This is a genomic window from Campylobacterota bacterium (genome assembly GCA_020633995.1).
Classification (GTDB): domain Bacteria; phylum Babelota; class Babeliae; order Babelales; family RVW-14; genus JACKCO01.
The window spans coordinates 330,250-342,714 of record JACKCO010000004.1; the positions used below are offsets into that span (position 1 = coordinate 330,250).

11 protein-coding genes are annotated in these 12,465 nt (G+C 44.7%); 7 read left to right on the forward strand and 4 right to left on the reverse strand.

Going from position 1 to position 12,465, the window contains the following annotated elements; all coding sequences use genetic code 11:
- Positions 1 to 124: 124 nt before the first annotated feature.
- A complete protein-coding gene (locus H6679_04535; protein MCB9493512.1) occupies positions 125 to 637 on the reverse strand; it encodes a prolyl-tRNA synthetase associated domain-containing protein in 513 nt (170 codons plus the stop codon).
- Positions 638 to 1,334: 697 nt separating this feature from the next.
- Between H6679_04535 and acpP the strand changes: the two genes are divergently transcribed.
- The 4 genes from acpP (at position 1,335) to H6679_04555 (ending at position 4,223) form a co-directional block, all read left to right on the forward strand.
- Entirely contained in the window at positions 1,335 to 1,583 is a 249-nt protein-coding gene (gene acpP / locus H6679_04540; protein ID MCB9493513.1) for an acyl carrier protein, read from the forward strand.
- 11 nt (positions 1,584 to 1,594) lie between these two features.
- The gene (locus tag H6679_04545; GenBank protein MCB9493514.1) at positions 1,595 to 2,866 is read left to right on the forward strand and encodes a beta-ketoacyl-[acyl-carrier-protein] synthase family protein; all 1,272 of its coding nucleotides are present in this window, start codon (positions 1,595 to 1,597) and stop codon (positions 2,864 to 2,866) included.
- Positions 2,867 to 3,331: 465 nt separating this feature from the next.
- Complete coding sequence (locus tag H6679_04550; GenBank protein MCB9493515.1) at positions 3,332 to 3,616, forward strand: GIY-YIG nuclease family protein; 285 nt, start codon at positions 3,332 to 3,334, stop codon at positions 3,614 to 3,616.
- A gap of 313 nt (positions 3,617 to 3,929) precedes the next feature.
- Positions 3,930 to 4,223 carry a GIY-YIG nuclease family protein gene (locus tag H6679_04555; GenBank protein MCB9493516.1) on the forward strand — a complete coding sequence of 98 codons (294 nt, stop codon included), beginning with the start codon at positions 3,930 to 3,932 and terminating at the stop codon, positions 4,221 to 4,223.
- A gap of 788 nt (positions 4,224 to 5,011) precedes the next feature.
- Here the strand turns inward: H6679_04555 and H6679_04560 are convergent.
- Positions 5,012 to 6,322 carry a hypothetical protein gene (locus tag H6679_04560; GenBank protein ID MCB9493517.1) on the reverse strand — a complete coding sequence of 437 codons (1,311 nt, stop codon included), beginning with the start codon at positions 6,320 to 6,322 and terminating at the stop codon, positions 5,012 to 5,014.
- Between the two features lie 341 nt (positions 6,323 to 6,663).
- Here H6679_04560 and H6679_04565 point away from each other — a divergent pair, with 341 nt between their 5' ends.
- The gene (locus H6679_04565; GenBank protein MCB9493518.1) at positions 6,664 to 7,563 is read left to right on the forward strand and encodes a hypothetical protein; all 900 of its coding nucleotides are present in this window, start codon (positions 6,664 to 6,666) and stop codon (positions 7,561 to 7,563) included.
- 249 nt (positions 7,564 to 7,812) lie between these two features.
- Here the strand turns inward: H6679_04565 and H6679_04570 are convergent, their stop codons facing one another.
- The gene (locus tag H6679_04570) at positions 7,813 to 9,372 is read right to left on the reverse strand and encodes a DEAD/DEAH box helicase family protein (GenBank protein ID MCB9493519.1); all 1,560 of its coding nucleotides are present in this window, start codon (positions 9,370 to 9,372) and stop codon (positions 7,813 to 7,815) included.
- 869 nt (positions 9,373 to 10,241) lie between these two features.
- Between H6679_04570 and H6679_04575 the strand changes: the two genes are divergently transcribed.
- Positions 10,242 to 10,397, forward strand: a complete 156-nt coding sequence (locus tag H6679_04575; GenBank protein MCB9493520.1) for a hypothetical protein — start codon at positions 10,242 to 10,244, stop codon at positions 10,395 to 10,397.
- A gap of 66 nt (positions 10,398 to 10,463) precedes the next feature.
- Positions 10,464 to 11,627, forward strand: coding sequence for an ATP-binding protein (locus tag H6679_04580; protein ID MCB9493521.1), 1,164 nt, complete (start codon positions 10,464 to 10,466; stop codon positions 11,625 to 11,627).
- Positions 11,628 to 12,009: 382 nt separating this feature from the next.
- Here the strand turns inward: H6679_04580 and H6679_04585 are convergent, their stop codons facing one another.
- Complete coding sequence (locus tag H6679_04585) at positions 12,010 to 12,438, reverse strand: hypothetical protein (protein MCB9493522.1); 429 nt, start codon at positions 12,436 to 12,438, stop codon at positions 12,010 to 12,012.
- Positions 12,439 to 12,465 lie beyond the last annotated feature (27 nt).

Below are 12,465 nucleotides of genomic sequence, written 5' to 3' on the forward strand. Positions count from 1 at the left end.
CTCTGACCTGTCCTCTTGCTTGACAAGGGGATTGACCAGAGGATCTAGATCTCCGACCCCCACTTTCGTGAGGGCTGCCGGGGATGACCCTTGCTAAGAGACTAAAGCTATTTATTAAAGAAAGTCACTTCTTTGGTAGCGCCTCAATTGAATATTCATGACCTGTGTAATCAAAAAACTTGATTAGATCATTGTTTGATATGGTCACCGTCATATCATTTCTGAGTGGGTGATAGTTTACCTGTTCATGCTGCATCATCTCTTCATCCAAAATAACACGGACCATTTTTTGGGTATCGTTGATCACTGCAAACGGGCAAACTGAGCCGGGTTTGATGCCTAGATAGTGCATGAGATAGTCGTCGTTAGCAAACGATAAGTGCCCAAGTTCGTACTGCTTTTGAAATTGTTTGAGGTCAAGGCGTGTGCTGTCGAGCATAACAACCAAAAAAAATTGATCTTTTTTATTTTTTAAAAAAAGATTTTTGCAGTGAGCACCTGGTAGTTTTGCTTTTAAAAATGATGCCTCGTCGGCGGTAAAGACTGGCTCATGTGTTGTGTTGGTGTAGGGGATGTCAAGTTGTTCAAAAAGCGCGAATAATTCTTGCTCTGCGTTGTCGTGGAGTGTGTGCTGCATGATTTGGTTCCTGGTTAGATGGTTACTATTTTTAGCGTTTAAGATATCAAGAATATGGTGGGAGCGCTAGGTTTGCATGGATCCCGGCTCGTATCCCCTTGTCAAGCACGAGGACAGGCTTGGGATGACGACAAGGGGTTGTAATGCTGTACAACAAACGGTGTCTTCCTGCACCATGTGCTCTGCTGACGTCATCCTGAATTTATTTCATTGTTAACTCAAATCCAACAAAAAAGGTGTCATCCTCGAGTCCCATCGAGGATCTCGTTTAAAGTGCTTTTTATTGATCAGTAGCAACGATTAGTAATGAAAATAAGATTCCCGATCGGTGTCGGGAATGACGCCTATTCAATCGCATATGATTTGACAAGTAGCACCTTGATCAGAGTATCGTTTCAGCATCTAGCTAAGTAAGAGAGAAAAGATCCTGAAATAAATTCAGGATGACGTGAGGTATAGCCCATGCCAACACTCCCCCTTGTCCGATACCGATCAGGGCATCCTGAACTTATTTTCCTCCTAACTAAATTTCTTAATATACGATTTTTTCCTACAAAGCCTGCAATAACTGTAGCCTTGTACATGCTGTTATGTGCACAAAAGTGGTAAAAAATTATGAATGCGGTATGCTTATATGGCCTTAAGGCACGAAAAAAGTAAGGATGTATTGCACCCTCAATTGTTAGGAGATTTTACCATGGCTTTCTCACAAGAAGATACGCTTCAAAAAATAAGCGCAATTATCGCAGAAAAATTAACTATTCCAGCACAAAATATCACCTCAGAGTCTACCTTTAAAGATCTTGGTGCAGACTCACTCGATATCGTTGAAATCATCATGGGATTTGAAGAAACTTTTGGCATCGAAATTAAAGATGAAGATGCGGAAAAAATTAAAACAGTTGGTGAGGCGGTAACGCTTATCCACGCTGCACGAACCAAATAATACGGCTTGCTATGACCAAGCAGCATGAGGTTGTTGTAACAGGCATTGGGTTAGTAACCCCGCTGGGCAATGACACACAAACAACGTGGCGCAATGCCATTGCTGGCAAATCCGGCATTGTTGCGCTTCAGTCAGACGAATATGCTCAGCAACCACATGCAATGGCAGGGTTGGTGCGTGGTGAGCAAGAAGCGCTTGATCATCTTGTTAATGCAAAAGATCAAGCACGCAGTCATCGATTTATGCATCTTGGGTTGCTTGCGGCCCATCAAGCACTTACTGATGCCGCACTGTTGGATGCAGACCAAGCAGTACGTGACCACATTGGTGTGTACATGGGCGTCAGCGTTGGTGCGCTTGACGTCATTTGCCAGTCGGCACTACAGGCAGACAAAGACGGTCACCACCGCCGCGTTTCGCCCTTTGCGCTGCCCAAAGCAATTACCAACATGGCACCAGCCTGGGTGAGTATGCAATGGGGTTTGAAGGGGCCGGTGCTTGCGTTTGCAAATGCCTGTAGCTCAAGTTCAGATGCACTCGGTTTTGCATTTCGCGCTGTGCGTGACGGATACGCTCCCTACATGCTTGCTGGTGGCAGTGAGAGTTGCATTACACCGCTTACGCTTGCAGGGTTTTACAACATGCGTGCGCTTTCTCGTTGGCCGGGCGCTCCTGAGCAGGCCAGTCGTCCGTTTGATCAAAAACGTTGTGGATTTGTTATTGCAGAAGGTGCTGCTATGCTTATGCTTGAGCGTGCAGAGTCTGCCTATGCACGCGGTGCAACTATTTACGGTACTATCAAAGGGTATGGTGCAACCAGTGATGCATTTCACATGACGGCAATGCAGCCAGATGGGCTTGGTGCGCAACGCGCCGTTTTGCAGGCGCTTGATCAAGCTGGACTGCAACCAACAGACATTGGTTATGTCAATGCGCACGGCACCTCAACGCCGATGAATGATGCAACTGAGTCAAAAATGTTTAAACGGGTGTTTGGCACTTATGCTGACCCTGAGCAGAAAAATCACGTTCGTGTAAGTAGTACAAAATCAATGACCGGGCATATGCTTGGTGCAGCTGGTGCTGCTGAGGCTGCATTTTGTTTGCTTGCACTTCATAATGGCGTATTGCCGCCGACTATTAATTTAGACACGCCTGATTCGGCTTGCGAGCTGGACTATATTGCAAATGCTGCCTGCACGCTTTCTGTTGAACATGCGCTTTCTACCTCCTTTGGTTTTGGTGGTGGTAATGCTGCGCTTGTGTTTGGTAGGGGCAACTAAATTATAACGGAGATTCTGAAGCGATATTTTGATTGCGTTAGAGAGATCCTGAAACGATACTCTGATCAAGTCAGAGCACATGGTTCAGCATGGCGTCGAGAAGAGTGCGTGATTCAGGATGACGTCGGTCGGGGAGTGTGTAGTTAAGGATGACGTCAGGAGTGCAACTTTTCCGTCGGGAACGACAAATTTTTTGTATGCCAATTCTCCAAGCAAGGTGTTCTTAAAAAAAGAAATGTTACTCTGAAATAGAGAGACGTTGCCTTAAACTCGGTAGAAGCATTCTGCATTTGGTAGATGCACCCTGAGTCGAGAAGACGTCACCCTGGGGGTGAGAGGTGTCACTCTCAGTTGAGGGGGGCATTCTGAGTCGAGAGAACAACGTACCTTGAACTCGGTAGACGTCACCCTGAATTTATTTCAGGGTCTTCTTGATAAAGATTGTTAGTCGAGGATCATCTGACTATGGCTTTTTATGTTTATATTATGGCAAACAAACCACGTGGGACTTTGTACATAGGAGTTACCAATAATTTATCACGTAGAGTTTGGCAGCATAAGCAAAAGACCCTAGATGGTTTTTCAAAGAAATATAATCTGACACGTCTTGTCTGGGCTGAAAAAATTGAATATGGCCAGCAGGCTATCGCTCGTGAAAAGCAATTAAAACGTTGGCATCGTGAGTGGAAAGTTAATTTGATTGAGTCTTTAAACCCAGAGTGGGATGATTTGTACTCCACGTTAGTGTAGATCCTGAAACGATACTCTGATGAAAATAGAGATCCTGAAACGAGTTCAGGATGACGTCTTTTCGTTCAGGATGACGTCATGTAAGGATAGGTGAATGTTGCGTTCTTCTGTGTGGAGGAGATTTTTACTCTGAATCTGGTGGTAGATGCACCCTGAGTCGAGAAGACGTCACCCTGGGGTGAGAAGGTGTCACTCTCAGTTGAGGGGGGCGCTCTGAGTCGAGAGAACAACGTACCTTGAACTCGGTAGACGTCACCCTGAACTTGTTTCAGGGTCTTCTTGATAAAGATTGTTGGTCGAGGATCATCTGACTATGGCTTTTTATGTTTATATTATGGCAAACAAACCACGTGGGACTTTGTATATTGGTGTTACAAGTAACCTTGCTCAAAGAGTTTTGCAGCACAAACAAAAAAAGGTGTCTGGCTTTACGCAAAAATATAATCTTTCTCAGCTTGTGTGGGTGAAAGTTAGTCTTTCTATGCAAGAGGCAATTACGCTTGAGAAACGCTTGAAGAAGTGGAACCGAAGCTGGAAAATGGAGCTCGTAGAATCAACGAATCCCAACTGGCAAGATCTATCTCATGTGTTATTTAACATTGATTAAAATCTAGATCCCCGATGGGACTCGGGGATGACCCCTTTTTTATTGGATTTAACTTTACAGCAACACTCTGGACAGTTGTAAAACAAGTTCAGGATGACGTCAGGGCACATGGTTCAGCATGGCGTCGAGAAGAGTGCGTGATTCAGGATGACGTCGGTCGGGGAGTGTGTGGTTCAGGATGACGTCGGTCGGGGAGTGTGTGGTTCAGGATGACGTCGAGGGGCGCAACTTTTCCGTCGGGAACGACAAATTTTTTGTATGCCAATTCTCCAAGCAAGGTTGTTCTTAAAAAAAGAAATGTTACTTTGAAATAGAGAGACGTTGCCTTAAACTCGGTAGAAGCATTCTGCATTTGGTAGATGTACCCTGAGTCGAGAAGACGTCACCCTGGGGGTGAGAAGGTGTCACTCTCAGTTGAGGGGGGCATTCTGAGTCGAGAGAACGTACTCTGAACGAAAAGACGTCACCCTGAATTTATTTCACTACCGTTCAAAGTGTTATTTTATTCTTATAATACTATATTTTTTAGTAAACATTTTTTTCTGGGGGGTCATCCCCGAGGCCCATCGGGGATCTCGCTTGAAACACTTTTTATTGATCAGGCCAACGATTAGTAATGAAAACAAGATTCCCGATCAGCTCCCGTGTCAAGCACGAGCACATGGTTCAGGATGACGACACGCAAGTGCATGATCCCCAAAAAAAATCCCCACAAACAATTTAAGCCTCCCTGACCAGGAAGGTCAAGAAGGCTTAAAAGGGATTGGGTTGTGTGTCTTAGATGAAAGTTATTTTGTTAATGCAGCTCTGACAGCATTAACAACACTTGAAGCATTGTTTGTTACTGTAGGAACGATGTTCTTAACAGCTTCGAGTGCAGCACCACTGCGAGCAGCAGCTTGAGCGGTAAGGTTGCTCATAGCAACAGGAGCAGCGGCACGTGCAGCAGCAAGAGCAGCTATAACACCTGCAGTTGTTGGCATGCTAACGGTACCAAGTGCAACTGCGGTTGCAGCAGCTTCTGTTGCAAAACCTAGAGCACCAATACCAGTCAACGTACCAGCAAGCTTAGCAGCTTTAGTAGCGTTTTCTTGAAACTTTTCAAGCATTGTTGGTTCTACTACTGGAGCAATTGGAGCTTTAACAACAAGACCTTTAACAGCTTGTGCAAAGCCTTTAATGCTATCAAGGTTTGCGTAACCAAGACCAGCAGCAGCTATAACAGCAGCAGCAATTGCTTTTTTCTTGTGAGTTTTAACTTTGTTAGCTGTCCAGTTATAACCAGCTTTAACTTTACCAGTTGTCCATTGACCAGCTTGAGCAAGTTTGTCTTTTTTCCAGTAACCAAGACCAGCAGCCACAAGAGCAGCTGAAGCGATACCAGCATTTTTAGCTGTTACATATTCAAGACCAGCTTTACCAAAGTCAACACATGCTTGCTTGCTTGGCACAAAACCAGCAACTTTGCCCAGAGCGTTGGTAGCATTTTCTTTAGTTGCAACAGCCCTGATAGCATCAAGATTTGTGTAACCAAGGTAGCCAAGACCAGCAAGACCAGTAGCCAATGCTGTGTTTCTTACAACGTGGCTGTTGTTTTCAAGAGCAGCAATAAGAGCATCCGTGATGTGTTGCTTTTCGTTAGCTGCATTTTTTGAGTAAGCCTGTGTGATGTTGTCAATGTAGCCAGCTTTAATTTTGTTCACAACAGTAGTGGTGAGTGCATCAACGTTGTCGAGTTTTGCAGTTTTACATTTGTTTTGAAAACCCTTAATAACTGACGCCATACGTGGAACAAAACTACCTGACTTTGAAACATAACCAACTTTACCGGTCATTAAGCTTTTAAAGTTGTCAAGTCTTGTTGGATTCGTTTCCTTGTTGGTAAAGGTAACTTGAAGACCATCTGCTAATTCTTGTAAGAACTCGCCATCTTGCTTGTTTTCTGGTTTTTGTTGAGCAAAGTGTTCTGCAACGCTTGCAACAACTGTGTTGTTACTTGTGCAAATGTCTTGTCTGCTTTGTGTAACAGTAGCACTAACGTTTGCAAACAAACCAACTGCAATAACAGCAGCCATGATTTTTTTGTTAGGTGTAACCATAATAATAATCCTCCATAATGAAGATAAACCTACATTTACGTTTGCGCATGATCACATTAACTAACGCAGTTAAGGTGCAAGGTGAGGCTAGATAGTTTATAAAATACTACGCTTGATTACCGAGCTCCTGTAACAGCGACGTATTTTGCACCTCTAGACTGAGACCTCTCATGTGCTATTTGCAATAGTAAATCAATAAAAAAATAGAGTCAAACGCACTTAGTAATTTTTTATTGATATTGCGCAATTTTTTTAAGAGATTTGCCAAACAAAAAAAAGTATATATACTCAATCGCACCATTGGTTCGATGTTTTATCGTTTTGCATGCAAAGGACGGGCTATGCAAAAAAAATATGATCACCATCGTACATCTCAAATTCAAACTGTAATTACATTTCTAATCGTAATTAATTCTCTGTGTTATACCAGTTTTATTATGAGTCAGGTGCAAGCTGGCCACGCGGAGTACGTGTGTCAAAAGTGTGGGTTTCAACAAAAAAAAGAGCTTGATAGTAGAGCGGCTCATACAGAGCACGTTGCGCAGCATCGTGCAGAGCAACAAAAAACAGAAAGCCCCAAGCAGCATTATGCCTATTTTCAGTCATTGCTGAGCCCTCGAGTGTGTAAAAAGTATGATCCACTGCACCCATTGGTCAGGCAGGTGCTTAACCTGAGTTGTGCTGGCAGTGTGGCCGGGGGGCTGAGTTATGGTAGCTGTATGCTGCTTCGCGTTGCGGCCCGTTACTACTTGGATCAGCCTACAGGAAGCGTTAATCGCGATGCTGGCTTGCGCCAAGAGTTGGGCGACGAGCTTGCCCGCTGTCTTGACCAATGGGATGGTACGTCTGGCAGCGATACACCACGAACTCGATCTGGTAGCAGGCCGGAGCGTGCAAAGCGGCAAGCACAGCTGCGCATGAAAAAAATGAACGATTTAATCGCCCTTGCAGGCGTACTGGTGTGGGTGGCTGGCACCGTGGGGATTATGTTTTGGCTCAATCGCAAAGGTGAGCCGCAACGGGAGAGCGCTGTGCAGGTGCTTGAGCGGCTTATGGACCAGTGGCTGCTGCATCGCCCCTTTGTGCCCGAGCAGTTTGTGCAGCGATGTGACCAGCTGCATACAGCCTACCAGACGGGCAATGGGTGTTTGCAGCTGAGTGAAGATGAGGCTGAGGCGTTGGTTAAACAGATGGTGATGGTGTGTTTGGAGGCAGAGGCCGATTTTGCTACTAAATGCTAAGTTAACTTTACATATAGTTCTGCTAGAAGCAAAATGTGCGCAATGCACGGATGAAAAATGCTTACTGATCGGCAAAAATACTGCATCCTTGTAAATTGGAATTAGGCTTTTCAATTTACAAGGATGTTTTGTCAAAGGTAAGTTTTGGATAAAAGAAATATTGTTTTTAGCCAAAAACTTACATGATGCAATGATGTGTTTGTTATACTGTCAGGGACGGCTTGTCACTAAGCCTTGGTTTGCCCTAATCTACAAACCCCATACCTGAATGGTCCATTTTCCTTGTTGCTCAGTTCGGGTAAAAATTTTGTCATCCCAGCTTTTACCCTCACTACGGTCAAAAACAACCAAGTGCCCCTCAGTTGCATTGTTGGCGTCCATGTACTCGGCTGTTTGCAGCAGGCCGTCCGGAACTGTTTTGGCACTGTGTGCAACTTTAAGCTCGATGACGATGCGCTGCTCTTTCCAGCCGACTAAAATATCAAGCCGTCCCCGGCCAAGGGCATATTCGCGGTGGATGGTGCCACCACCGTTAACCACACGCTGCAAAAATGCCATAAGCAGTAGGTGAGGTCCAGCCTCTTTGTAGGCAAAGCGCTCGAGCCACATTTCTGAATTTTCGCGATAAAATTGGGTGAAGCTTTCAAGCAGCTTTGTCATATTCAGCTGCCCATCTTCATCAACATACCAGGCAGTTTGCTGTGTGAGTGAAAGCTGTGTGGTGTAGGTGAGCTCGCGTGGAATCACTTCTTGATAGATTGGGTTTGCAATATCAAGCCCTTTGTTACGTTTACAAATTAGGCCAAGGTCAAGCACATACTGCACGTCATCGGTCGGAAAATCTTGCGGTCGAGTGGTTCCGTTGACAATGCTGTCAACGATTGCCCGCACACGAGGCTCGCGCAATTTATCAACCAGCTGGTCAATATGCGTATCTCGACGCTGGATGAGTATTTCTTTGCTGCGCTCGATAATGTCTTTGGTAATTGTTTGTGCTCGGTCCGTCACATCACGAAAACATGCTTGGTAGGCCAGAGCATTGACAAGCCATGGCTGGCCTTGCGTCAGGTGTTGGACATACTCAATTGCATCATCAGTAAATTTTTGTCCTGTCTCGTGCGTGTGCTGGCAGAGCAAGTAGCGTGTTTGGGCTAGGCTAAAATTTTCAAGGGTAAGGCTTTCGGCCTTGATGTTAAACGCGCTACCACCCAACACCGTTGCCTGTGCACTGTCAGACCAGATGCGGTAGTCGCGCACATCACGCACACCCACCAAACACACAGCCTGAGGGAAAAAGCCTGGTCTGCTTGCATAGCCAGCACGCAGCTGACGCAACACGGAAATGAGTGTATCGCCAACCAGAGAGTCAATTTCGTCAATGAATAGCACGATTGGCTTGTCTGAGTTGGCTGACCAAAATTGTAAAAAATCTGCAAGATTATTACCCGAGATCATATCAGAGGTTTTTGTTGTCTCTTCCAGGTGGAGATAGCCAACATCTTGTTGGCCAAAATAGAGACTGATAGCATTTTTAATAGCACGCATGATGGTAAACATCGCTTGTTCAACGTCACTGCGCGCGGCCTGCGCGGCTTCAATGTTGACGTAAAGCGCTTTGTATTTGCCCTGCTGGTTTAGCTCTTTAACAAACTGGACCATACCCGTGGTTTTCCCGCTTTGACGCGGTGCATGCAAGATAAAGTATTTTTTTTGCTCAATGAGCTGACGTACTTGGTTATCATTAAATCTATCTGGTACAAAATAGTGATCTGCTGGATTAATTGGGCCTGCGGTATTGAAAAATTTCATGATTTTTAGATCTCCTTGATCGTGTAGAAACATAAAGCATGAGTATAGCATATGGCCTGTACCCAGCCAAACGTTTGTCGGGGGCGGCTATGCCGTTATCTGTACCCACATTAGTATTACCATGGATACCGGCTCGTGGGCCGGTATGACGAGTTGGTAGGGCCAGCATGACAAGTACTTGGAGATGATTTCCCTTAATGAAAATAAGATTACCGATCGAAGTATTGTACGTCGATACAAAGGACTATGCAATATAATCAGATCCTGAAACAAATTCAGGATGACGTCATGAGTATAAAATAACGTCATCCTGAACCATGTGCTCTGACTTGATCAGAGTATTGTTTCAGGATCCATAACTAGTCATTCCACCCCAAGGGGAAAACAATGGACCCTGGATCGGAGTCACTACTGTCCAAAGTGTTTTGAAATAATCTTTTTTGAAGGTGCATGCTATTACCCCTTAGGTCGCCCCCGGCTTGGTCGGGGGTCCAGATAATGGTTAATCAAGTTCTGGATTCCCGCCGAGCCTGCCCTCTGACTTGATCAGGGGGTCACTGCAACCCACGAGCCATTACTGTGCGTGATTTTCATATAAATTGTAGCACTACTACTTGTGGGTCAAGTTTGCGATACCTCAACTCGTCGCTCCGGGCTTGATCCGGAGTCCATAGGTCAAATCTACGCTTTACTTCCGTGCTCGTGTGGATACCGGCTCGTGGGCCGGTATGACGAAGTGCGGTATATATTTATTGATCTTGGCCCCGAAGCCTGGAGGGAGTCATCCCCGACTTCGATAGCTTGCCCGCAGTCTTGGCCAATGGGATGGTACGTCTGGCAGCGATACACCACGAACTCGATCTGGTAGCATGCCGGAGCGTGCAAAGCGGCAAGCACAGCTGCATACAGCCTACCAGACGGGCAATGGGTGTTTGCAGCTGAGTGAAGATGAGGCTGAGGCGTTGGTTAAACAGATGGTGATGGTGTGTTTGGAGGCAGAGGCCGATTTTACTACTAAATGCTAAGTTGACTTTACATATAGTTCTACTATGTGCTAAGTTGACCTTACATATAGTAGTGAAAGGGTGAGTATGATTATTAATAGAAATTTTTGGCAGGCGTTAATAGAAAGATCCTGGAAAGAGCGGAGTGTTATTTGGTTAATGGGTGTTAGACGGGTTGGTAAGACAAGCTTATGCCAGAGTCTTGATAACATTGAGTACTTTGATTGTGAGAGCCCTAGGGTTAGGCAGATGCTGGTAGATCCTGAAAGTTTTCTTGAGGGGCAAGAAAATACACGGGTTGTACTCGATGAAATTCATCGTCTTGATAATCCCTCAGAGGTTTTAAAGCTCGCTGCGGATCACTATCCCACCGTTAAAATTATTGCGACAGGCTCATCAACGCTGGGTGCTAGTGCAAAATTTAAAGACACGCTAACGGGTCGAAAGATTGAAATTTGGCTTTCGCCTATGCTTTTTCAAGATCTTGCTTTGTTTGGTAACACTGATTTGAATCACCGTTTTCTATTTGGTGGGTTACCCTCTTTTTTTACAGCAAAACAAGTCCCTGAAAAGTATTTTCAGGAATGGATTGATGCTTACTGGGCAAAGGATATACAAGATATATTCAGTATTGGTAAACGCTTTGCATTTCAAAAGTTTGCCGAGCTATTGCTGGCAAATAGCGGGGGGCTTTTTGAGGCAACTCGATATACGGCACCTTGTGAGGTGAGCAGGGCGACCATCTCTAATTATCTGAATGTTTTGGAAGAAACGTTTGTTGTGCATGTGTTACGGCCTTTTTCAACGCATAAGCCGACCGAGATTGTTATGGCTCCAAAGGTGTATGGGTTTGATACCGGCTTTGTATGTTATGCGCAAGGTAAAACAGCGTTAAGAGCAGAAGATGTAGGCTTTATGTGGGAGCATTGTGTCTTGAATGAAATGCTTGGTCGACTTCAAATGCGGACGGTTCATTATTGGCGTAATAAAAGTGGGCATGAGATTGACTTTGTTATTCAACATCGAAAAAATAAGTCGATTACTGCCATAGAGTGCAAATTTCTTATTAATCAAGATGCGATTGCTCTTAAAGCACTGATTAAAAATTTTACAAGTTTCAGGCGTCACTATCCAATAGGAGAAAATATTGTTGTGGCTAGCAATATTGAAAAGATGTTTAAAAGAAAAATTGATGATATTACCATTACGTTTCTAGCGCCTGACGATCTTATCGACTTACTGGATCAATGAGGTGTATTATTACTGAGCATATTTATTGATCTTGGCCCCGAAGCCTGGAGGGAGTCATCCCCGAGCCTGCTCTCTTGCCTGCCTTGGGGGCATCCCCGACTTCGAGCCTGCCTTCTTGCTTGACAAGAGGGTCATCCCCAATTCCACACGCTTGTCATCCTCGGACTTGATCTACACGCTCGTCACCCTGGACTCCGATCCAGGGTCCATTTTTGAAGATCACATCTAAAACCTAGGTGAGCATTCTCATGGATACCGGCTCGTGGGCCGGTATGACGAAGTGCGGTGTATATTCATGGATGCCGGGTCCTCCCCCCCCGACAGGCAATAAAAAAAGAGGCCCCGTTTCCAGGACCTCTTTTTTACCTAATTTCGTACTTTGTTATTTTATGCCTAATAGGTTCTTTAAAGCTTGCTGCTCGGGACTGTTTCCTTTTTGTGCCCATGCTACCAGTGTTTGCATGTCTTTTATGTCATTTTTAGCTGCAGTAAGCGTTGCCGGATCATTGATGTCTTTAACCACCTTAATTTCATCATCTGGATCAGATGGATCTTCAACAAATTCTATTACATTTAAGAGTCCAGCAATAGTAGCATAAGTTGCTTTTTTTGCATCATCACTCTTTCCCGCCAACCCTGCCGCTTCTTTTAAGGCGACGTCGTTAAATGCACGGTCTCTAATTTTTAGGTGTGTTAGTAACCTTTCCTCTTGTGTCTTAGTGTTAATATCACCGGCGTTATGTTTTCTGCCGTCACATTTTATAAAGAAGCAGGAGGCAAGTGCTAGTAGTAGATAAGTAGTTTTATTCATGATAAGTTCCTTTCTCAATTTTAGGTC